At 46.5% G+C, this 20,023-nt stretch carries 25 protein-coding genes; 16 read left to right on the plus strand and 9 right to left on the minus strand.

The genetic code is table 11. From position 1 onward, the window contains the following. Positions 1–14: 14 nt before the first annotated feature. Complete coding sequence (locus tag MSG34_RS19370) at positions 15–512, minus strand: Rsd/AlgQ family anti-sigma factor (RefSeq protein WP_048605474.1); 498 nt, start codon at positions 510–512, stop codon at positions 15–17. A 165-nt stretch (positions 513–677) separates the two neighbouring features. Between MSG34_RS19370 and nudC the strand changes: the two genes are divergently transcribed. Continuing rightward, on the plus strand, positions 678–1,487 hold the full coding sequence (nudC, locus tag MSG34_RS19375; protein WP_248339118.1) for an NAD(+) diphosphatase: 810 nt from the start codon (positions 678–680) through the stop codon (positions 1,485–1,487). 299 nt (positions 1,488–1,786) lie between these two features. Next, complete coding sequence (gene hemE, locus MSG34_RS19380; protein WP_017060530.1) at positions 1,787–2,854, plus strand: uroporphyrinogen decarboxylase; 1,068 nt, start codon at positions 1,787–1,789, stop codon at positions 2,852–2,854. Between the two features lie 103 nt (positions 2,855–2,957). Here the strand turns inward: hemE and MSG34_RS19385 are convergent, their stop codons facing one another. Beyond that, positions 2,958–3,551, minus strand: a complete 594-nt coding sequence (locus MSG34_RS19385; RefSeq protein WP_017071166.1) for a uracil-DNA glycosylase family protein — start codon at positions 3,549–3,551, stop codon at positions 2,958–2,960. Continuing rightward, positions 3,551–4,477 carry a D-2-hydroxyacid dehydrogenase gene (locus MSG34_RS19390; protein WP_248339121.1) on the minus strand — a complete coding sequence of 309 codons (927 nt, stop codon included), beginning with the start codon at positions 4,475–4,477 and terminating at the stop codon, positions 3,551–3,553. The genes MSG34_RS19385 and MSG34_RS19390 overlap by 1 nt, the downstream gene beginning before the upstream one ends. 71 nt (positions 4,478–4,548) lie before the next feature. Between MSG34_RS19390 and MSG34_RS19395 the strand changes: the two genes are divergently transcribed. Beyond that, entirely contained in the window at positions 4,549–5,136 is a 588-nt protein-coding gene (locus MSG34_RS19395) for a DUF416 family protein (protein WP_017062699.1), read from the plus strand. A gap of 80 nt (positions 5,137–5,216) precedes the next feature. Here the strand turns inward: MSG34_RS19395 and MSG34_RS19400 are convergent, their stop codons facing one another. After that, entirely contained in the window at positions 5,217–6,383 is a 1,167-nt protein-coding gene (locus MSG34_RS19400; protein ID WP_248339123.1) for a hemolysin family protein, read from the minus strand. Between the two features lie 270 nt (positions 6,384–6,653). Between MSG34_RS19400 and hupA the strand changes: the two genes are divergently transcribed. Next, on the plus strand, positions 6,654–6,926 hold the full coding sequence (gene hupA, locus MSG34_RS19405; protein WP_004729753.1) for a nucleoid-associated protein HU-alpha: 273 nt from the start codon (positions 6,654–6,656) through the stop codon (positions 6,924–6,926). 47 nt (positions 6,927–6,973) lie between these two features. After that, on the plus strand, positions 6,974–7,672 hold the full coding sequence (locus MSG34_RS19410) for a DUF1481 domain-containing protein (RefSeq protein WP_248339124.1): 699 nt from the start codon (positions 6,974–6,976) through the stop codon (positions 7,670–7,672). Between the two features lie 169 nt (positions 7,673–7,841). On the opposite strand, the gene purD is transcribed toward MSG34_RS19410, so the two are convergent. Then, positions 7,842–9,131 (minus strand): phosphoribosylamine--glycine ligase, encoded by a 1,290-nt coding sequence (purD, locus tag MSG34_RS19415; protein WP_048612396.1) that lies wholly within the window; start codon positions 9,129–9,131, stop codon positions 7,842–7,844. An 85-nt stretch (positions 9,132–9,216) separates the two neighbouring features. After that, complete coding sequence (gene purH / locus MSG34_RS19420; protein WP_050632413.1) at positions 9,217–10,809, minus strand: bifunctional phosphoribosylaminoimidazolecarboxamide formyltransferase/IMP cyclohydrolase; 1,593 nt, start codon at positions 10,807–10,809, stop codon at positions 9,217–9,219. A 325-nt stretch (positions 10,810–11,134) separates the two neighbouring features. On the opposite strand from purH, the gene zntR reads away from it, so the two are divergent. The 3 genes from zntR to MSG34_RS19435 all read left to right on the plus strand — a co-directional run bounded on the left by zntR (position 11,135) and on the right by MSG34_RS19435 (position 13,831). Beyond that, on the plus strand, positions 11,135–11,575 hold the full coding sequence (gene zntR, locus MSG34_RS19425; RefSeq protein ID WP_248339125.1) for a Zn(2+)-responsive transcriptional regulator: 441 nt from the start codon (positions 11,135–11,137) through the stop codon (positions 11,573–11,575). 305 nt (positions 11,576–11,880) lie between these two features. Beyond that, positions 11,881–13,086, plus strand: a complete 1,206-nt coding sequence (locus MSG34_RS19430; RefSeq protein ID WP_248339126.1) for a site-specific integrase — start codon at positions 11,881–11,883, stop codon at positions 13,084–13,086. Next, positions 13,079–13,831 (plus strand): hypothetical protein, encoded by a 753-nt coding sequence (locus tag MSG34_RS19435; RefSeq protein ID WP_248339127.1) that lies wholly within the window; start codon positions 13,079–13,081, stop codon positions 13,829–13,831. The genes MSG34_RS19430 and MSG34_RS19435 overlap by 8 nt, the downstream gene beginning before the upstream one ends. 465 nt (positions 13,832–14,296) lie before the next feature. Here MSG34_RS19435 and MSG34_RS19440 read toward each other — a convergent pair whose 3' ends face one another. The 3 genes from MSG34_RS19440 to MSG34_RS19450 form a co-directional block, all read right to left on the minus strand. Continuing rightward, positions 14,297–15,913, minus strand: coding sequence for a virulence-associated E family protein (locus MSG34_RS19440; RefSeq protein ID WP_248339128.1), 1,617 nt, complete (start codon positions 15,911–15,913; stop codon positions 14,297–14,299). A gap of 191 nt (positions 15,914–16,104) precedes the next feature. Beyond that, complete coding sequence (locus MSG34_RS19445; protein WP_248339129.1) at positions 16,105–16,494, minus strand: hypothetical protein; 390 nt, start codon at positions 16,492–16,494, stop codon at positions 16,105–16,107. Further along, positions 16,491–16,667, minus strand: a complete 177-nt coding sequence (locus MSG34_RS19450; RefSeq protein WP_248339130.1) for an AlpA family phage regulatory protein — start codon at positions 16,665–16,667, stop codon at positions 16,491–16,493. The genes MSG34_RS19445 and MSG34_RS19450 overlap by 4 nt, the downstream gene beginning before the upstream one ends. Positions 16,668–16,818: 151 nt before the next feature. On the opposite strand from MSG34_RS19450, the gene MSG34_RS19455 reads away from it, so the two are divergent. The 8 genes from MSG34_RS19455 to MSG34_RS19490 all read left to right on the plus strand — a co-directional run bounded on the left by MSG34_RS19455 (position 16,819) and on the right by MSG34_RS19490 (position 19,960). After that, a complete protein-coding gene (locus MSG34_RS19455) occupies positions 16,819–17,013 on the plus strand; it encodes a hypothetical protein (RefSeq protein ID WP_248339132.1) in 195 nt (64 codons plus the stop codon). Continuing rightward, positions 17,010–17,300, plus strand: coding sequence for a hypothetical protein (locus tag MSG34_RS19460; RefSeq protein WP_248339133.1), 291 nt, complete (start codon positions 17,010–17,012; stop codon positions 17,298–17,300). Before MSG34_RS19455 ends, MSG34_RS19460 begins: the two co-directional genes overlap by 4 nt. A gap of 251 nt (positions 17,301–17,551) precedes the next feature. Next, a complete protein-coding gene (locus MSG34_RS19465; protein ID WP_248339134.1) occupies positions 17,552–17,806 on the plus strand; it encodes a hypothetical protein in 255 nt (84 codons plus the stop codon). Next, positions 17,806–18,381 (plus strand): hypothetical protein, encoded by a 576-nt coding sequence (locus MSG34_RS19470; RefSeq protein ID WP_248339136.1) that lies wholly within the window; start codon positions 17,806–17,808, stop codon positions 18,379–18,381. Before MSG34_RS19465 ends, MSG34_RS19470 begins: the two co-directional genes overlap by 1 nt. Next, positions 18,378–18,728, plus strand: a complete 351-nt coding sequence (locus tag MSG34_RS19475) for a hypothetical protein (protein ID WP_248339137.1) — start codon at positions 18,378–18,380, stop codon at positions 18,726–18,728. Before MSG34_RS19470 ends, MSG34_RS19475 begins: the two co-directional genes overlap by 4 nt. 343 nt (positions 18,729–19,071) lie before the next feature. Further along, complete coding sequence (locus MSG34_RS19480; RefSeq protein ID WP_248339138.1) at positions 19,072–19,305, plus strand: hypothetical protein; 234 nt, start codon at positions 19,072–19,074, stop codon at positions 19,303–19,305. Continuing rightward, positions 19,305–19,613, plus strand: coding sequence for a hypothetical protein (locus tag MSG34_RS19485; RefSeq protein ID WP_248339139.1), 309 nt, complete (start codon positions 19,305–19,307; stop codon positions 19,611–19,613). The genes MSG34_RS19480 and MSG34_RS19485 overlap by 1 nt, the downstream gene beginning before the upstream one ends. Next, positions 19,613–19,960, plus strand: a complete 348-nt coding sequence (locus MSG34_RS19490; protein ID WP_248339140.1) for a hypothetical protein — start codon at positions 19,613–19,615, stop codon at positions 19,958–19,960. The genes MSG34_RS19485 and MSG34_RS19490 overlap by 1 nt, the downstream gene beginning before the upstream one ends. Positions 19,961–20,023 lie beyond the last annotated feature (63 nt).

Below are 20,023 nucleotides of genomic sequence, written 5' to 3' on the forward strand. Positions count from 1 at the left end.
AAGATGTTAAGTCATTACGCTCCTGGTGGAACCGCTAGGCTGTCGGCAATTTGTTGTATCAGCTGGTCTTCAACCGCAAACCTCGCCTCAAGAATCTCACCAACGAGTGATAGCTCACTATCAAAGCTTTCTAATGTATCGGTCGCTTCAATGGCAGCGTATTTATCGGTGAAGTTGAGCAGTGGATCGGTAGTAAGAACGATATGACCATAAGATTGGTTGATTTCGTCTGTTGCTTTGAAGCCAGTAGACTGCCATTTGTCCATCACCATGTCATAGATTTTGAAATGACCTTCGGAGATGTAATCAACAAGATGTTGGCTGAATTTTTGGAGCTCTTCTGGAGAAGGCAGTTCGGTGATTGCAGTTGCTTTCGACGATGAAGGCTGCAGAGCGGCAAGCTTACAATACTCAACGATTAGAGACTGTCGAGTTTCGAGCCAATGATCGATGACCTCATTAGAGCCACCCCATTGTTCTTGTATTTGTTTGAATTTATTTAGCATGACCATGTCCTCATGATCTGATCACAACCTTGTGATCAAGTAATTGCCTAAGCAGGGTCCGTTTTATTGGTAGCTACTAAAAGTAATAGCTTGAAATATTCTCTGCTACAACTCTAGTATGAAATTAGATTGCCAGTAAAATGAACGAACTGCAAGCAATGAGGCATAGGGATGTTAAAAAAAAGTGATAACAAAATGACAGAGCAAGCTTATTGGTGCGTCGTGTCTGGTAGTGATATTTGGGTTAATAATGATCAGTTTCCGTTTGGCTCTGCTGAAGAGCTAGGGCTGAGTGTGGAGCATGCAATCTGTATTGGTCAGCATCAAGGTCGCAAGGTGTATTGGCTCAACGATTGTGATGTGGAGAATGAGCTGAGCATGATCAGCCTAAGAGAGTTACTGCACTGGCCTGAAGCGAGTTTCTTGACTGCAAGCAAAGCCATCCAATATGGGCATATGACTCAAAGTATGCGTTTTTGCCCTCAGTGTGGTGGTCGAAATCATCTCAATCATAACCAGGTGGCGATGCAGTGTGGAGATTGCCGCACACTTCATTACCCTCGTATATTCCCGTGCATCATTGTCGCTGTACGAAACGACAACAAGATATTGCTTGCGCAGCACCCAAGACATAAAACAGGCATGTATACCGTGATAGCGGGCTTCCTAGAGGTCGGAGAAACCTTAGAGCAGTGTGTGGCAAGAGAAGTCAAAGAAGAAACGGGTATCGATGTCGATAATATTCGTTATTTTGGCAGCCAGCCATGGGCGTTTCCATCGAGTATGATGATGGGCTTTCTCGCAGATTATGCTGGTGGTACGCTTAAGCCTGACTACAGCGAGCTATCGGATGCTCAATGGTTTGACGTAACAAGCCTACCTGATGTTGCTCCTGTTGGAACCATTGCGAGACAGTTGATTGAGAAAACCGTTGATGACGTGATGAAAGATGGTGTGACGGAGCAGATGCTAGAGCACTAATTTGCCTGTGATAGTATTTGGCCTATAGGTGGTCAAAAGCTAAAAAAAACCCTCCACAAGTGGAGGGGGTAAGTAAGATGTCGTTATGAGATGCTGAGTAGTGACTACTCAGATGTTATAATTGTAATTTTCGCTAGCGAACAAATTTTTAACATGCTCCCGTAATTGGGTGCAAATTAAGCATTGATTTAAAAGTTAATAACTTGATCTAGGTTGCAAAGCACACAGCTTTTACCCTTCAATCAGTGTTAGAATACTTGCCATCAAAACTAGACAAGATTGAATTGGAATTTAACGGAATGACCGAATTAAAAAACGATCGCTATTTACGCGCACTTTTAAAACAGCCTGTTGATTACACACCGGTATGGATGATGCGCCAAGCTGGCCGCTATCTTCCTGAGTACAAAGCAACGCGCGCTGAAGCGGGCGATTTCATGTCTTTGTGCAAAAACGCTGAACTGGCATCAGAAGTAACACTTCAACCTTTACGTCGTTTCCCGCTTGATGCGGCAATCTTGTTCTCAGACATCCTAACTATCCCTGATGCAATGGGCTTAGGCTTGTACTTTGAAACAGGTGAAGGCCCTAAATTTGAGCGTCCTATCACGTGTAAAGCTGACGTAGAGAAGATTGGCCTACCTGATCCAGAAGGTGAGCTTCAATACGTAATGAATGCCGTTCGTCAGATCCGTAAAGACCTGAAAGGCGAAGTGCCACTGATTGGTTTCTCTGGTAGCCCATGGACTCTAGCGACATACATGGTTGAAGGTGGAAGCTCTAAAGCATTCACTAAGATCAAGAAGATGATGTACGCAGAACCACAAACGCTGCACCTGCTTCTAGACAAGCTGGCTGACAGTGTTATCGAATACCTGAACGCGCAAATTAAAGCGGGTGCTCAATCGGTAATGGTATTTGATACATGGGGTGGTGTACTGACTCCTCGTGACTACAACCTATTCTCACTGCAATACATGCACAAAATCGTTGATGGCCTAATCCGTGAAAACGAAGGTCGTCGAGTACCGGTTACTCTGTTCACTAAGAACGGCGGCATGTGGCTTGAGTCTATCGCAGCAACAGGTTGTGATGCGGTTGGTCTAGACTGGACAATCAACATCGCAGATGCAAAAGCTCGCATCGGCGACAAAGTTGCTCTGCAAGGTAACATGGATCCTTCAATGCTTTACGCTCAGCCTGAACGTATTCGCGAAGAAGTGGGCAGCATCCTTGAAGGTTTCGGCGACGGTGGTACAGGTCATGTATTTAACCTAGGTCACGGTATCCACTTAGATGTACCGCCAGAGAACGCTGGTGTATTCGTTGACGCTGTTCACGAATTGTCTAAGCCTTACCACAAGTAATTCTGAGTAAGATGATTGAAAGCGCTGTTGGGAAACCAACGGCGCTTTTTTATTGCCTGAAATTGGCATTTGATGGCGGTTTAATCTTGTTGTGTGCAGTTAATTAAGCATTTGGATCATGGTAGGCCAAATGCTCTGAGATGTGTTTCCTGATATAAGGAATGACTTCATTTTCAAACCAAGGGTTCTTCTTGAGCCAGATATTATTGCGTGGCGAAGGGTGGGGTAATGGCAAAAACTCAGGCGCCCACCTTTGCCAATCACGCACGGTTTCGGTCAATGTGCTGGTGGTTTTGTTTGTTAGGTAATGGTTTTGTGCGTACTGGCCAATCAGCAGTGTCATTTGAATATTGGGTAGAGATTGCAGCACTTTGTTATGCCAAAGCTCCGCGCACTCTTTTCGTGGTGGAAGATCGCCACTTTTCCCTTTCCCCGGATAACAAAACCCCATAGGCACAATCGCGACTTTTTGCTCGTCGTAAAAAGTATCGCTATCTATCCCTAACCATCCTCTTAATCGTTCGCCACTGGCGTCATTCCAAGGGATCGACGACTCATGCACCTTAATACCCGGCGCTTGACCTATGATCAGCAAGCGCGCGTTTGGATGTGCTTGAATCACCGGGTTAGCACCGTGTGATAGGTGAGGCTCACAAGCTCGGCATTGTCGAATCTCTTTAAGTAACGAAGAGGACATCAGTAACCTTTATCAAAATCGATGACATGATTAAGCGTAAAGCCATCTCGCCACTGTTGATAATTCTCTGCGAAGATCTCGACGACTTGTCTTGGCTCACTGAGTGCAGCGATATGTGGCGTAATGGAGACTTGTGGTAGTTTCCAGAAAGGGTGTTCCTGAGAGAGGGGTTCACTTTCGAACACATCTAAAAATGCGTGTTCTACCCATCTGTTTTTTATGGCGAGCAACAAGGCTTTATTGTCGATGCTTTCCCCTCGCCCGACATTAAACAGCAACACATTAGAGCAGTAACCTAACGTGGTTTGGTTCAACAGCTGATAGGTTTCAGCGGTTGATGGCAAGGTGTTGACCACAATATCGGCCTGCTTGAGGGCAGCCTCTATCTCATTGATGTGGAACGTCTCTTTAAAGGTTTCTTGTTTGGATGGGATGCCCGTACGGTTGACACCTATGGTATGAATACCAAAAGCTGCGGCAGTTTTGGCCAAATGACTGCCGATTGACCCTGTACCTAAAATCACCATAGTTTTGTCAGTTAGGCTAGTATAAAGCTGTGGCTGCCAGTTTCGTTGTTGTTGATGCTGGTGGTAATGAGGGAAGTGTCTACAGTGACTGATTGTGTAACCCAACACGTATTCTGCGATAGCCGGGCCAAAGATGCCTTTGACGTTGGTTAGCGTATAGTCCTGACGCAGATCTGGCTGAGTGAGTTTATTGATTCCGGCATAGGTACTCTGTACCCAGTCTAGCTCTTTAAACTCGCCGAGGCGCTCTGCGATTAGAGGTGGTGACGCCAAGACAATCTGTGCTGATTCGGGGTTTTGAGTGATTTCTAGGTCGGGTAAATCCTGGTTTAGAATCAGTTGCGTATAGGTATCGTCATGCTCAGTAAGAATATAGAGCTTATTCGTAAAATTGTTCATCGGCTTACCTTTTCCCCCCAGGGTTTATCAAGTACACTTTCGCTGTCTTTTTCTGCAATTATTGAGTGACTATGCTTCAGAATCCACTGCAGGTTCGTCTAGAAAAGTTAGAACCTTGGCAACAAATTACCTTTATGGCGTGTCTATGTGAGCGTATGTACCCTAACTATGCCATGTTTTGTGAGAATACAGAATTTGCGGAAGCTCGAATCTATCGTGATGTTTTGGATAGCATTTGGGAAATCCTGACGGTTAAAACAGCAAAGGTGAACTTTGAGCGTCAACTTGAGAAGGTTGAAGAGCTATTCCCTAGCGGTGATGATTTTGATTTTTATGGTGTTTATCCAGCAATGGACGCATGCCAAGGCCTAGCAACGCTAATTCATGGTCTGCTTGACCGTGAACATATGTTGGAAGCGGTAATTAAAGTGAGTCAACAATCGGTGAAGACGGTTGCTGAGCTTGAGTTTGCTCAAGGCGCTGAAGAAGTGACGAACGAAAACCAGAAAGAAAACGAAGCGGTGTGTGAAGAGTGGGACGTTCAGTGGGCCATTTTCCGACCTCTACGTGAAACGACTGAGCGTGACTTAGAGTTGATCAAAGACCTACGCCACGAACTGCGTGAAGACCCAGTCAGTAACATTGGTGTTGCGCTATAATTCGCAATTGCACCAAGGTACGAATAAAAACAAAGGCTCCCTAGGGAGCCTTTGTTGTATCTGACGGTATCAAATTTAGATTAAGCGTCTTTTTTGTCTTCGTACTGCACTTTGTCTTTTGATGCGTCGTCGTCATCCGGTGATTTTGCATCTGAAGAGTCGTTGTCTGCTGGAGTTTCTTCCTCTAGCTCGTCCTCGTCATCGCGGTTTTCGATAACACCGTGTGTCTCTTTCCACTTTTCCCAGCGTTGGAACGCCAGTTCTTGCATGTCAGTTGTCTTATCTGCTTCGTCGACAATCTCTTCACCCACTAGGTGCTCAAAGATGTCTTCTAGGGTGATGATGCCCTGAATGGTGCCATACTCGTCCACAACTAAAGACAGTTGCAGGCGGTTTGCCATCATCTGGTCAAAGGCCTTAGCCAAGCCCATGTTGTTCAGCAACACGTGGATAGGGCGCATTACTTCACCCAGAGCTTTCTCACCACAACCGGCTTGCTGCAATCTAAACAGCTCTAGGCGGTGAACAAAACCTATGATGTTGTCGCTTTGCTCGCTGTAAACCAGCGGACGTGAGAATGGCGTGTCTTTATGTTGTTCTAGGAACGTATTCACACTCATTTCCGCATCAACACGGAATACCACTGGGCGCGGCGTCATTACCTGAGTCACGGGTACATCTTGAATACCCAGTAGGTTGCTCAGGATTTTTGATTCGCCTTCTGCAAACTCGCCACTCTCTTTTGCCAAAATTGCCATTGCAGATAGCTCATCACGCATTTTGGGTGCTTGGTGGCCACGAGCAAGACGTTTGGTGATCTGTTCTGAGAACCACACGAACGGTGTTAGGAAGAACACCATCCAACGAAGCACGCTTGCCGAAGCAGGAGCAAGTTGACGCCAGTAGGTTGCACCAATGGTTTTTGGAACAATCTCAGACAATACCAAGATACCCAGCGTTAGCACGGCAGAGAAGACACCTAACCATTGGCTACCAAAAACGACAGCCGCTTGTGCACCTGCTGTCGCAGCACCGATAGTATGCGCGATGGTGTTGAGCGTTAAAATTGACGCAAGCGGGCGGTCAATATCTGTTTTCAGTTTGTCTAAAGACTCTGCTGCAGGGTGCCCATTTTGTTTTAGTTGAGCAATGTAGCTCGGACTAATACTCAAAAGTACAGCTTCCAAAACAGAACAAATGAAAGAAACTCCAATAGCAATGGAGACGTAAATAGTTAGCAGCAGCATGTTTGCCCTTAAATTAAATTGTACGCTTTAGCAGCGATTCAGCGTGGATTATAGTGAAAAAGTAGTGGCTAGGTCATCATTAATTTTGCTCTCAGCCCCTTTTAAACAAGGGCTTGCTTAATAAAATCAGTAACAAATTGTGAGTTATTACTCATATTATGGCTAAAACTACGGCATTAGAGCTAAAGATCGACGACAAACCTTTGCCAGATGGGGCATTTATGTTTTAGAGTGAATTGAATTCAAAAATACAAAGAAGGGAAACCTAAAATGAACAAGACTCAATTAATCGACTTTATTGCTGAAAAAGCGGACCTTTCTAAAGCACAAGCTAAAGCTGCTCTAGAAGCGACTCTTGGCGGTGTTACAGATGCTCTTAAAGATGGCGATCAAGTTCAGCTAATTGGTTTTGGTACTTTTAAAGTAAACCACCGTGCAGCTCGCACTGGTCGTAACCCAAAAACTGGTGATGAGATCCAAATCGCTGCTGCAAATGTTCCAGCATTTGTTGCAGGTAAAGCGCTGAAAGATTCAGTGAAATAATCTAAACTGTACCGAGGTAGTCGTATTCCACCTCGGTACAGGTTTTTATGAAAAAAGCATTTCTTCTCGTTTCACTATTATCTACATTTCTTATTGGCTGTTCTTCAACAAGCCCTCGCAAAAACCTAGAGCAATTTGAAACTCATACCGGCGGCCAAGTTATGGGCGACGCGACAAGTTTCTACTGGGTTACAAACAAGCTAACACAACCTCATACTTCAGCTGACTACGTCACTGTCGGCGATTACGGCTGGTACCAAACTGACTATGCTTGGTCAGAAGGCGTGCTTCGTGAATTCATTCGTGAAGGCGAGCAGCGTAACTCTTCTAATGAGCTGGTTCCTTATCGTGTCCATGTGCGTTTCAATAAGTCAGGCGAAGCTGTGTATCAACAGTATCGTATTGATAGCAAAATCTTACCTATCCAAGCCAAGCAACTCGAAAACTACCAGAAAGAAGCTAAGTCGGTTCTAGATACTACGATGAAGCAGAATGACGAAGGGCTCAGACTGGTTCAGGGTTACTGGGATGGCAGCTCTTTTAAGACGTGCGCTGGTGGTGAATTTGATCGCATTGAATTTAACCAGACCTTACCAAGCTTCGTGATCGACCGATTGGCATCTGTGGAAAGCTATGCGGCGTTTCTTGGAAGTGATTCACTGGGTAAGATGAGCGTGGAAGAGTTACTGATGCTGGCTGAAGACAGCCATGATTGTGTCGTTAGGCCATCATTGTTGAAAGAATAGCGATTAATCAAAGGATTGAGAGTATTTGGCCTACTGTAGGCCAAGTGCTGATTTGTCTGTACAGGTACAAATTCTGAGTAAAGATTGATTAATAAAAAAGGCGCCTATCGAGGCGCCTTTTGCTGTTATTCGCTTACTGTTATGGAAAGTAAGCGAGTAACCAGATTGATTACTGCTCTTGCTCGCGCGCAATCGCACGGTAACCAATGTCATTGCGGTGGAACATACCGTTCCAGCTAACTTGCTTCGTCAACGCGTAAGCACGCTCTTGAGCTTCAGAAACCGTGTTACCCAGTGCCGTTGCACAAAGTACACGACCACCGTTTGTCACCACATCGCCTGCTTCGTTATTTGTCGTACCCGCGTGGAAAACCTTTTGGCCTTCAACTTCGCTTGTTGGTAGTGAAATAACGTCACCTTTTGCGTAGTCAGCAGGGTAACCGCCAGCCGCAAGAACAACACCGATAGAAGCGCGTGGATCCCACTTCGATTCTGCTTCGTCTAGTTTCTCGTCGATAGCCATTAGGCAAAGCTCAACAAGGTCTGACTCCATACGCATCATGATAGGTTGCGTTTCTGGATCGCCGAAGCGGCAGTTGTATTCGATAACCTTAGGTGTGCCGTCAGCATCGATCATTAGGCCAGCGTAAAGGAAACCAGTGTAAGGTGCGCCCTCTGCGTCCATACCACGTACCGTTGGGTAGATAACTTCCTCAAGGATACGGTTGTGGATTTCAGGCGTCACAACTGGGGCTGGAGAGTAAGCACCCATACCGCCAGTATTAGGACCCGTGTCTTTGTCGCCAACACGTTTGTGATCTTGGCTGGTGGCCATAGGAAGAACGCTAGAACCGTCAACCATTACGATGAAGCTTGCTTCTTCGCCTTCAAGGAACTCTTCGATAACCACGCGGCTGCCAGCTTCGCCAAATGCGTTGCCCGCTAGCATGTCTTTGATTGCGTCTTCAGCTTCTTCAAGTGTCATCGCAACGATAACGCCTTTACCTGCTGCAAGACCGTCAGCTTTTACTACGATTGGCGCGCCTTGCTCACGTACGTAAGCGATAGCCGGCTCAATCTCAGTGAAGTTTGCGTAGTAACCCGTTGGAATGTCATGACGAGCTAGGAAATCTTTAGTGAATGCTTTCGAACCTTCAAGCTGTGCTGCCGCTTGAGTTGGACCAAAGATAGGAAGACCCACTTCGCGGAATGCGTCAACCACACCAATAACTAATGGCGCTTCAGGGCCAACGATAGTTAGTTCGATTTTTTTCTCTTGAGCAAACGCCACTAAACCAGCGATGTCTTCAACGCCGATGTTTACGTTCTCTAGTTTCGGCTCAAGTGCAGTACCTGCGTTACCTGGAGCAATGAATACTGTTTCAACGTTTGGGTTTTGTGCCGCTTTCCAACCCAAAGCATGTTCTCTACCGCCAGCACCGATGATTAATACGTTCATGTTTCAATCCTTAAGTCTTTAATTCTTAAAAGCCCCTCAAAATTGAGAGGCTCGATAGCTACTAATTGTTTAGATGGACTAAATATTAGTGGCGGAAGTGACGCATGCCCGTAAAGATCATCGCCATGCCGTGTTCGTCTGCTGCTGCGATAACTTCGTCATCACGCATAGAGCCGCCCGGTTGGATAACACACTTGATGCCAGCTTCTGCTGCCGCGTCGATACCGTCACGGAATGGGAAGAATGCATCTGATGCCATTACACAACCTTCAACCTGTAGACCTTCGTCTGCAGCTTTGATGCCTGCGATTTTCGCAGAGTAAACGCGGCTCATTTGGCCAGCGCCAACACCAATTGTCATGTCGCCTTTCGAGTAAACGATAGCGTTAGATTTAACGTATTTTGCTACTTTCCAGCAGAATAGAGCATCTTTTAGCTCTTCAGCTGTAGGTTGGCGTTTAGAAACCACTTTAAGGTCATCTTCAGACACCATGCCTTGGTCGCGGTCTTGAACTAGCAAACCACCGTTAACGCGTTTCACGTCAAAGCCAGTTGTCTTCGTTGTCCACTCGCCACACTCAAGTAGGCGAAGGTTTTTCTTAGCCGCTACGATTTCTACTGCTTCAGCAGAAACTGATGGTGCAATGATAACTTCAACGAATTGACGCTCAGTGATAGCCGTTGCTGTTGCAGCGTCTAGTTCACGGTTGAAAGCGATGATGCCACCAAATGCAGACGTTGGGTCTGTTTTGAATGCACGGTCGTAAGCTTCTAGGATGTCTTCACCTAGTGCTACACCACATGGGTTAGCGTGCTTAACAATCACACATGCTGGCTGGTCGAACTCTTTCACACACTCAAGTGCTGCGTCAGTGTCAGCGATGTTGTTGTAAGAAAGGGCTTTACCTTGAATTTGGCGAGCTGTAGAAACTGATGCTTCTTCAGGGTTTGCTTCAACGTAGAATGCGGCTGCCTGGTGGCTGTTCTCACCGTAGCGCATGTCTTGTTTTTTCTCGAACTGTTGGTTGAACGTGCGAGGGAATTTAGACTCTTCGTCTCCTTCCTTGTTCTCACCGTATGATGGAACCATAGTGCCGAAATAGTTTGCGATCATGCCGTCGTAAGAAGCGGTGTGCTCGAATGCTGCGATAGCGAGGTCGAAGCGAGTCTCTAGTGTTAGAGATTTATCGTTCGCGTCCATTTCAGCGACAACACGCTCGTAGTCGTGTGCGTTAACAACGATAGTAACGTCTTTGTGGTTTTTAGCAGCAGAGCGAACCATTGTTGGACCGCCGATGTCGATGTTCTCAACAGCCTCAGCAAGGGTACAACCTTCTTTAGCAACGGTTTCTGCGAATGGGTATAGGTTTACAACAACCATATCGATAGGGTTGATACCGTGAGTTTCCATCACGTCATCATCTTGACCACGACGGCCTAGAACACCACCATGAACTTTTGGGTGCAGAGTCTTAACACGGCCATCCATCATTTCTGGGAAACCAGTGTAGTCAGATACTTCTGTAACAGAGATGCCTTTTTCAGCAAGCAGGCGAGCAGTGCCACCGGTAGATAGGATATCTACACCACGGTTAGCAAGAGCTTGTGCAAATTCAACGATACCAGTTTTGTCTGATACGCTGATTAGAGCGCGGCGAATTGGACGAGCGTTATTCATGCTTCCATCTTCCTCAAATTCATGGGGTTAAAATAAAGATATTTGCCAAAAAAGAACTTGTTTCTATCTTCTTAGCGTGGATTATCTTAGATACCAGTAAGAGATAAAATATTGGCCAGTTTTGGTAAAGACCTTTTGGGTTAGTCTTATGATTAAGCTATAAGATAACCAACTCCAAATTTGATGGCGCAGATTCTAACTAATTTATTACAAAAAAGCTCGCGCAATCGTTTGGCATCTCAAAATTAATTATGAAAAGTGCCATTTCAGCCTGAAAAGTAACGATAAGGTTAATTGTGGAATGGACGAAACAGTAGGAAAAAACATGTTTCAGATCGGTGAATTAGCGAAGCGATGCGGTGTGACAGCCGATACCTTGCGATTTTATGAGAAGAATAACCTGATCGCGCCAGCCAGTCGCAGTGAGTCGGGTTATCGCCTATATGATGAAAATAACCAGAAACAGGTGACCTTTATTCTCAAATCTAAAGCGTTGGGGCTGAGTTTGGACGAGATTAAAGAATTGCTTGAGATTCGCCTCGAGGCCACACAGCACAGTTGCTCCGAAGTGAAGTCGATTACCTCAGCAAAGCTAGAGATGATTGATGAGAAGATTACCGAATTAACTAAGATTCGCACTGCACTTAAAAAGATTAATGATGCGTGTTGTGGCCACGTAGACGACGATGCAAGCCATTGTTCGATTCTAGCAGCCTTGGATTCGGCAAATGTCGACAAAGGGCGTTGCTGTCGTACTGGAGAGTAATCAGCCACCTATCACGGTTCGACAAGCCAAAAAAAAGCCAAACTCAACAATGAGCTTGGCTTTCAATTCAATAAATTACGAAAGAACGATTAGTTCATGCCGTATTATAAAAATACACGTCTCTCCCAGTCTGGGTTTATCTCACAATAATCTAGCTAATGTTAGCATTCACAGGCGTTGCGGTCACTATTGCGTCTCTCTTTGTCTCTCCTTATTATTCTTCGTCTACAATAAAGTATGGTGCTAGATGTGGTACTTGAGCGGTATTTTATTTCCTTTTCGTAATTGCAAAGTTTGAGGGCGGTATGAGCAAAAGCAGCAAGCTAACAGCGACTAAAATCGAGAGTCTTAGCAAAACAAAGCCAGTAAAGGTTACGCGATACCGTGACGGTGAGGTTGATGGGCTTAGTGTTATTCACAGAGTGACAGGGACAGTCTCGTTTGTGCTTCGTTACCGCATCAGCGGCAAAGCAAGCGAAATCAATTTAGGCAGTTACGATAAGGTCACGCTCACGCTAAAGGACGCCAGAGAAAAAGCTAATTCGATGCGTAGGTTAATTTCTGAGGGAGGCGACCCCAAAGTTCAGCGAAAACTCAATAGAGATAAAGCATCAACAGAGAAGACGGTTAGAGCTGCCCTTGAATACTGGCTAGACAACGAAGCCTCAAAGACTAGAAAGAACGCTGACAAGCACAAGGCGCAGTTTGAACGACATGTTTACCCGCACATTGGAAGTTTGCCACTCTCCGCATGTGAAACTCAGGACTGGGTTGCTGTATTTGACGCTATTACCAGTGGAAAGCATACGGGGCGACCTGCACCAAAAGCTAGCGGGTATGTCCTCCAGAACTGCAAGCAAGCAATAAAATATTGCCGTGTGCGAGGCTTTGCTAAATCTCACGCACTGGATGATCTTTTAGTTAAGCATATTGGTGAGAGCCAAGACGCAAGAGAGCGCATTCTAACCAAGGCTGAACTAAAATCATTATGGATGTGGACGCACGATGAGCGACAGAATAGTTATTACACGGGGTTAATACGTTTATTGGTGGTGTTTGGTTGCCGCTCTCAAGAACTGCGATTGTCCAAGGTGTCCGAGTGGGATTTAGACACAATGGTATGGACAACCCCAAAGGAGAACAGTAAGACAAACGTTGAAATAGCCAGACCCATTCCTGAGCAGGTTCGCCCTTTGATTGAGTCCTTGATTGAGCGCTCAAGATCTAATTACTTGCTGAGTGAGCTTAAGTCTCCAGAGGCTGTGTCTATGTTCGGGCGCGGCTTGCACAAGAGGCTTGAGCATGACAATGCTTGGTCTCTGCATGACATTCGGAGGACTTTTGCAACAATGCTAAATGACCTTGAGGTTGAGCCGTATGTGGTCGAGCAAATGCTAGGTCACTCACTAGGAGGCGTAATGAAGATTTACAACAGGTCGCAACACATACCGCAAAAAAGGGTGGCACTTAGCGTTTGGATGAATGAACTAGAGGGGCTTTGCAATGAATAAGCGCGGAAACAAGTGGACACCAGATCATGTAACAGAGCGAATTCTAGCACGTAACGCCGCTGAGCAATGGCTTGAGCTTGCTCCTATTAGTGACGACCCATCAGTGAGCAGGCTAGAGATGGGCGCTAAATGGATGCTTGGGGAGTTTCTGGCAGGGCGTGACCCTAGAAAGGGCTTACCTATAACAACAGGTGAAAGAATTAAGACAGGCTCAACAGAGGTCTTTAGGGATAACGAAGACCCACGGCCTGACCCTCGCGATAAGTTTTTTGAATTGCTTCACACTCTTTGCGTTCATGAGGGAGTAGCGGAGGGTGCTCGCGCCTTTCTGGACGACAACCCAAGCATGATCGAGGTGGGAAGTTTTAAGTCTCTTGCCGATGCAAAGTCGGACAAGATTTATGAGCGAATTCTTAACAATGTAGGCCATCACCTAGGGGTACGCACTAGTAAGGATAAAACTGCCAATAAATTCAATAGGGTAAGGTCTGCTTATGTTGATGATGACTCTCTCTGGCTGCCACGGGTTAGGGCTTTCGATAAGTTTCGTGCAGAGCAAAGCCGCCTACTTGATGAAATAGCCGCCAGTAATGACATCAAAGAAAAAGAGAGATTGCGCAATCAGATTGAAGAAGCAAGAAAGGAGTTAAAGGAGGTTATAGCTCAAGAGGATTTAACTAGGGCTGAACTTCGCACCCGTTCATGGTACAAAGGCAGCTTGCAGGGGGCTGTTGGTGGTGCTTAAAGAATGATTTTGTCTCTCAAGCCCCGCAGGGTAAGGGTTGTTTAGTTCATCTTGAATTATAAAACCCAAAGCGCAGCGCTTAATGCATGCGTTCGCATTGTGTTGTTAGCGTGAATTCCACCCCCTCAAAAAATCATCACTCTCATGGTGCACTTACAGTGTGAATCACACCCCTTTCAACTACATCACCTAGTCCTCACCGCGCCTAAACCCTTATATGACGGGGCTTTCAGCTATTGGTGGGGATGGTGATGGCGAACTACTCCCCTTTACCCCCCTTCCGACTGTTATTGGTTACCAGTTTACCTTTTTTACCCTATTTATATTCACCACCTTCACCAAAGAGTATAAAAGATAATAAATAGAGTGGCTTAAGTGCGATGAAGAAGGGTGATGAAGGTTTGGTGAGGGTGATGGTGCAAGCGGCTAGTAAATAAAAAGCCCCGCAACGTGCAGGGCTTTGAGTTAGGCTGTGTTTCTTACTTTTACTGAGAGTGGTAGGTAATATTCCCGCCGTCTCGCCCTAAGCGTTCTAGATTCAATGAGGCCGACTTTCTCCAGCTTGGAAAGCGCCTTGCCTACAGACACAGCGTTGTCTACTCTTAGGCTGGGTACGAGCTCAATTATTTCTGATGAGGACATCCAGCGGTAGTTGTGGGTTTCTGAATCTGCACCAGAGATCATGTCCTCAAGAAATTCAAAGGCAGGAGTCTTAGCGTCATGCTCTTCATTTGCTTTTGTTATCAGCGAAAGCTCCTTCTCGGTTAAATGCCAAGAGCTCCCACTATCATACATCCTCTTAACTTCAAGCCAGAACTGCCTGAGCTCATCCGGTCTGCTTTGGGTAATTCTGCCCTCATTGTATTCCCAACCAAGGATGCTATTGACGGCCTCCATGTTTACGGCCTCTTTATGCTCAATTACTGCATACCGATCCGATCCTGTTTCATCACGAAGAAAACCCGTACCATTAACCGTTCCTATAAGGGTCGTTTTTCTTGGTTTTGAGACCTCAGTGCGTGCATAAGGAGGTCTAAATACATCTGAGCTCCTAGTAATAAAAGCCTTTAACGCCCCCTGACTACGCTTAGTTGTTTGCTCCAGCTCGCCGAGCTCAACAATCCACGCCTTGACCACTTTGGATACCGAGTCCTTATCCTCTGGGTTTAATGATTCGCCCTCCAAGTAAGCTCCACTCCCGACTCTGGCGAATCGAGAAATAAAAGCTGATTTTTTAAAGGATTGACCACCTTGTAGGACTGGCACAAGCTTACCCACAAATGACTTCTCATAGAGAGCTGCGACACATGCCGTGAAAAACTTGGTCATCACCACTCTTGCTAGGTTGGTGTCACGTGCGTTCATTGCGTTTATTAAAGGTAAGACCCTAGGCTTTGAGTCCCACTCATCTTCCTCTAACCATCTTTTTACTGGGTGGTACTTATTGCGCCCCGCTACTGACTTGAAGTGTTCGTCAAATGCTCTTCTTGGCAAGCCCGCTTTCTCTGATTCGCTCATGACAAGCGAGCGTGCATCTTCCAGTTCGAAACACACAGGCTCAAGCGTTTCTGTGCTTACCAGTTCCATGCCTAGATTCATTTCATTGAGGGTGGCTTTTAATCCTAACGACCTTAGCAACTCAGCTAGGTTGTCAGCTGTGCCAAGCACGCGCCCATTAAAGGTATCAGGGAATACCGCTGAGCCATGTTGCTGCGCGTCAGTTAGCCCCATTACAGAAAAGGCATCCATCATTTGACTTGGTGTGTATTTTGAGGATGCGCTAGGGTTGAAATCTTGTACGAAATCCATCCACTCGCCAGCATCATCCTTAGAGTACCCGTCCTGAATGGCTATGTCATAAACCGCTTGAGCTATTACGTAGCGCTCTGGGGGCTTACTTTCAATCACAAACAGGTCTTTAGCGGCCTTTACGATTATCTTGTGCTTATTGCGTTTGAACTCGCCCTCATCAAGAGCTTGGACATCATCCATTGATGACCTAATTGAATCGTTTAACAGGAAGCTTATTACGATTCGCTCATGATCAACGGGCGTTTTGCGCTTGGTTGTTTTAGTGCTCATTTGTTAGACTGCCTTAAGATGATTAAGGGGCGTGACTCGCCAAAGTGAGCCCCTTAATTGTTGCGGCGCTCTCCAGTTAGTTCTGGAGGGCGTTTTTTATTGCTTCTATAATCCAGTATGATTTAACAGTGACTTTATTTATGGTGTTCTGGGGTGTGTTTTTAACCCTGAGTACCACGCTCAGCACCAGTTTAAAGCCTCTCCAACCTCCAAACGTGAGAGTTTGAGTAATTGACCGGATGGCAGCGAATGCAAAATGAAATCATATTCCGCGCCAAAAATCTGTTCGCAGCTGCTACTACATCCGGTACGTTATTGACGAACACCTTATCTCTTAGTACATGCGTTAATCGTTCCTCATCGGTCGAGCTGTCAACTATTGCGTCAATCATTCGCAAGTACGCATATGGCACTTTCTTACCACTGCCTTTCACCTTGCTGTGATGCTTACCGCTCTCTAACTCGGTCTTGACCGATTGTCTGAGTAATGAGAACTCCGCCAGTTCATGCAGGCTTGAGAGGTCAGTCAGGTCTTCGCTATCAGGCCTCAGAAAGACAGGCTCAAGAATGGCAATTCTCACCCCTGATTCTCCTCTACCCATTGCTGTACCAGTTCACACCTCCACCCAATAGTGCGCCCGTTCATACGTACAGGTTCTGGGAACTTCCCTAACTTAACCCATTTCCAAATAGTTCTACGGTTCATTCCGATCATCTCAATTACGTCTGAGTAACGAAGTAGCTTAGTTGTCATAGTTGTCTCTCTCTGTCTGTGGAGGTGGCAATACTGCCTAGCACACTGAAAGCTCAACACCCTTTTTGAGATTTTCTGAAATGGGGTGTTGCGGGGTGGTGAGAGCCTTCAATATTGCATCTCAAGAAAACACAACAAGAGAGACGAAAGCATGAGCAAGCACAAGCCGTGGGGCGATACGAAGGTTGGTTTAATTAGGCGTTTAAATTCGGGGCAAACACTACCTCAGGCGATAAAAGCATTGGGGTTGACGCCTACCAACCTCTACTACTGGCGTAAGGACATCGACATTATTCGCGCAGAGGTGAATCTGCAAAGCCGCTTGCTAGAAGGTGCGCAGCAATGAGTTCGCACAATCTAGAGCGGCTAGCTAGTGCGCTCAAAGAGCATGACATCAATAAAGCGATTGGTGTCAATGGTGCTGTAGACATCTTCAAACAGGTATCAAAAGGGCGTCACACTATAGGTGGGGTCACAGGTTACACCAGTGCTAGCCAGACAACTGTAAGGAAGCGGATGGACAAGTTATCAGTTGGTGGTTGGTTGATTAAGGGGGAAGTAAATAGGGTCTACCACTACAACCTTAGCGAGAAGGCTGTAGACGTACTTGTCAAAATTAAACAAGAACAATGAGAAAGCCTCCAAATACTGTTTTTCAAAAAAAGGCAACAAAAAACGATACAGGGTTAACTGGGAGTAGCTAGAGGGAATGGGAATTTTGTGTCTCTAAAAAAAGTAGGGTCACAGAGGGCGGAGAGGGGATGAAGGAGGAATAGCTCTGCTTAACCCCATGCACACAACAATTTATTTTAACCAACAGCAACAAACAGCGCGATTGTGAAAGCAACAAACCATTAATCAACTAAACAGAAAGAGAGCAAAACATGAGCAATGAACGATACAGCCAGAAAGCAGGCGATGCATACAACAAGGCCGTCAAATCAGGCGATGTAGAAAACACAGAGGAAGCATGCGAGGCGTTCCTTGACCAGTGGCATGCAGACAACCCGAGTGACACTGACGATGACGAAAAGAAGAAAGACGACCGAGCACAGCAGCGCGGCGAGAGCGCAACACCAAACCTTGACGCATTCATTGATCGCGCAAAAGCCCGCGTCCGTCCAAAGGGTGAAAAATAATGCCAGAACTTAAACCATTTTCTATCGAGCAGGGGCGCAAAACCCTTATAGACAATAGCCCTGAGTCAAATACTGACGGGTCAGAGCATCAAGAGTACGTACCACAAACAGAGGCTGAACTGCTCGCCGCGCTACGCTTCAAGCAGAAAGCCAACGCTGAGCACATTCGCACCCTTCTGACCGGAACAGTTGAGACCCTTGCACCGTGGGATGAGCTCGGGCTACTCACTCAAGCGCGCAAGATGGACAGCTACACGGTCGGCGTGGTCAATGATATTTTGATGAGGGTCACAGAATACCGACACAGCCCGAACCCGCGCACAGTGAAAGAACTCATTGCTGTGACCGTTGAGCATGTGAACAGCAGCGGCGAGAGCCTACGCGCTGACCATTACGCCGTTGAGGGTGAGCTTGCTCTTGCAGTAGCCGCAACGCTGAAGCCACTCGAAGACGGAGCGGCGCAGGCACGCAAGGAGCGCCAAGCCCGACTCGACATGATTCACGCCAAAGAAGAAGCACCGATTGAGCGCCATGAGAAAGAGCTCACTCGCCTGCGTAAAATGGGGCTTGCATGAGAACGCCTGACATTTGGTTGATTGACCCACAGACAGAGGACGCCGACATAATCGGCGTTACTTTCCTGAGTAAGAAAGGGAAGCCGCTCAAGTCTGTCATTTTTGGCGATAAGCAAATAACAAAGGCTCAGTTGCTGCATAAATTCTCCTTGCTGCTAAAGGTTAACCAACAGCGCGGTGCTTACATTCTCGACAAGCTAGCCGATGCTGTTTATTTGGACGCTGACGAGGCACTGAGTGAGGTAAACCGCCCAATCTATGCACGTCATACAATCCAAGGTCTTGAGCGCTTAGAACGCAACAGGCGAGCGCGTGAGCGGTACGCAATGAGAAAGGCGGTAAAATGAAACCAACACACAACGAGCAAGGCGCAGCAGTCTCAGTGCTGTTTCAGCCACTAGGACGCGCAGACCGCAGGGTTTGACCGTTGTATTGTGGCGCTCTGTCTGGCTGTGTTGTTGTCCGACCACACTATGAATTACCAGACAGGCACTAAGCCGCTCGCCACCACACCGAGCGGCTTTTTTGTACCTGCCACAAAATCCAACCCGCTCAAATTGAGCACATTGGTTTTTTATGCCTGTCGTAAAGTGGTAAGTAAATTAATCGGTCATGCCCCAGTATTTGCAATCCCTCTCAAACGTAAACTAGAAATTAATTTGCACAAAACATGCAACAGGATATTCAAAGATGAATACAACAAATACAACAAATACAGCACAACGAGCACGCAGATTCATTCGCGCTAACCGTGACAACTTCCTCAGCAAAGCCCTAGCGTTTAGCGCTCTGCTGGCTCACTCACTGGAGTTTTACTACGTGACCCGCGTTGATGCTGACCGCATGGTCATCGACTTCGCTGACGGTTCAAACGTTCGCCTAGTGACTCATAACTCAGCAGTAGCTCAAGAGGAGCACGCATAATGAAAAAACTGATCACACTTGCAGTAATCGCGGTTGCTGCAATCTCACTAGGTAAGGTGGCAGGCAACTATAAAGGTCAGCAGATGGCTGAGCAGTTCGCAGCAGACGAGCGCCGTGACGCTGCACTTGCTGAAACCTTTAATCAAGCTCAAGAGGCAGCGCCTCAAGCGCCTAGTATCATTGTTCCGGTTGGTAGCCCTAACCGTGCTGACTACTGCGGCAAGAAGTATGACCACGACCACCCGAAAAATGACGGATTCGGCAACCCTATTGCACTCACTCAATGTCTTAATGGAGACCGTGACTAATGAAGCGACTAATTACCCTAGCTGCACTAACCGCGGCACCATTCACGGCTCAGGCGTTCGATGAGGCTAGTGCGGGCAATGCGGGCGTTGACTTGGCTCGCTTCTCGGTTTGCTTTCAGTATGCAGAGGCGAACGGCGCACCCGCTGAGCATGTTGCTCAGTTCGAGGCAATCGTTGATATGAAAATCGACAACCTTTATGAGCACCCTGATCTAGAATACGTTGCCTTTGCATCGGCAAGAATGGGCTCGTCAATTGAGAGCATCAAGCAAGCGCACATCGACAACCCTGAGACGGTTCAGGGCTTCAATGAGCTGTGCAACCTAAACCGTGAGTACCAACTCTAATTTACAAGCTTTAACTGCGTAAAACGCTCAGCCCCTGAAAATTAAGGAGCTACAAATCAGTGA

The sequence above is a fragment of the Vibrio sp. 1CM2L genome (assembly GCF_023161695.1).
Taxonomy (GTDB): Bacteria; Pseudomonadota; Gammaproteobacteria; order Enterobacterales; family Vibrionaceae; genus Vibrio; species Vibrio coralliirubri.

Excerpts from the sequence above, each read along its gene's own strand:
- MSG34_RS19370 (WP_048605474.1), bottom strand. The coding sequence starts at position 512 with ATGGTCATGCTAAATAAATTCAAACAAATACAAGAACAATGGGGTGGC.
- nudC (WP_248339118.1), top strand. The coding sequence starts at position 678 with ATGTTAAAAAAAAGTGATAACAAAATGACAGAGCAAGCTTATTGGTGC.
- hemE (WP_017060530.1), top strand. The coding sequence starts at position 1,787 with ATGACCGAATTAAAAAACGATCGCTATTTACGCGCACTTTTAAAACAG.
- MSG34_RS19385 (WP_017071166.1), bottom strand. The coding sequence starts at position 3,551 with ATGTCCTCTTCGTTACTTAAAGAGATTCGACAATGCCGAGCTTGTGAG.
- MSG34_RS19390 (WP_248339121.1), bottom strand. The coding sequence starts at position 4,477 with ATGAACAATTTTACGAATAAGCTCTATATTCTTACTGAGCATGACGAT.
- MSG34_RS19395 (WP_017062699.1), top strand. The coding sequence starts at position 4,549 with ATGCTTCAGAATCCACTGCAGGTTCGTCTAGAAAAGTTAGAACCTTGG.
- MSG34_RS19400 (WP_248339123.1), bottom strand. The coding sequence starts at position 6,383 with ATGCTGCTGCTAACTATTTACGTCTCCATTGCTATTGGAGTTTCTTTC.
- hupA (WP_004729753.1), top strand. The coding sequence starts at position 6,654 with ATGAACAAGACTCAATTAATCGACTTTATTGCTGAAAAAGCGGACCTT.
- MSG34_RS19410 (WP_248339124.1), top strand. The coding sequence starts at position 6,974 with ATGAAAAAAGCATTTCTTCTCGTTTCACTATTATCTACATTTCTTATT.
- purD (WP_048612396.1), bottom strand. The coding sequence starts at position 9,131 with ATGAACGTATTAATCATCGGTGCTGGCGGTAGAGAACATGCTTTGGGT.
- purH (WP_050632413.1), bottom strand. The coding sequence starts at position 10,809 with ATGAATAACGCTCGTCCAATTCGCCGCGCTCTAATCAGCGTATCAGAC.
- zntR (WP_248339125.1), top strand. The coding sequence starts at position 11,135 with ATGTTTCAGATCGGTGAATTAGCGAAGCGATGCGGTGTGACAGCCGAT.
- MSG34_RS19430 (WP_248339126.1), top strand. The coding sequence starts at position 11,881 with ATGAGCAAAAGCAGCAAGCTAACAGCGACTAAAATCGAGAGTCTTAGC.
- MSG34_RS19435 (WP_248339127.1), top strand. The coding sequence starts at position 13,079 with ATGAATAAGCGCGGAAACAAGTGGACACCAGATCATGTAACAGAGCGA.
- MSG34_RS19440 (WP_248339128.1), bottom strand. The coding sequence starts at position 15,913 with ATGAGCACTAAAACAACCAAGCGCAAAACGCCCGTTGATCATGAGCGA.
- MSG34_RS19450 (WP_248339130.1), bottom strand. The coding sequence starts at position 16,667 with ATGACAACTAAGCTACTTCGTTACTCAGACGTAATTGAGATGATCGGA.
- MSG34_RS19455 (WP_248339132.1), top strand. The coding sequence starts at position 16,819 with ATGAGCAAGCACAAGCCGTGGGGCGATACGAAGGTTGGTTTAATTAGG.
- MSG34_RS19460 (WP_248339133.1), top strand. The coding sequence starts at position 17,010 with ATGAGTTCGCACAATCTAGAGCGGCTAGCTAGTGCGCTCAAAGAGCAT.
- MSG34_RS19465 (WP_248339134.1), top strand. The coding sequence starts at position 17,552 with ATGAGCAATGAACGATACAGCCAGAAAGCAGGCGATGCATACAACAAG.
- MSG34_RS19470 (WP_248339136.1), top strand. The coding sequence starts at position 17,806 with ATGCCAGAACTTAAACCATTTTCTATCGAGCAGGGGCGCAAAACCCTT.
- MSG34_RS19475 (WP_248339137.1), top strand. The coding sequence starts at position 18,378 with ATGAGAACGCCTGACATTTGGTTGATTGACCCACAGACAGAGGACGCC.
- MSG34_RS19480 (WP_248339138.1), top strand. The coding sequence starts at position 19,072 with ATGAATACAACAAATACAACAAATACAGCACAACGAGCACGCAGATTC.
- MSG34_RS19485 (WP_248339139.1), top strand. The coding sequence starts at position 19,305 with ATGAAAAAACTGATCACACTTGCAGTAATCGCGGTTGCTGCAATCTCA.
- MSG34_RS19490 (WP_248339140.1), top strand. The coding sequence starts at position 19,613 with ATGAAGCGACTAATTACCCTAGCTGCACTAACCGCGGCACCATTCACG.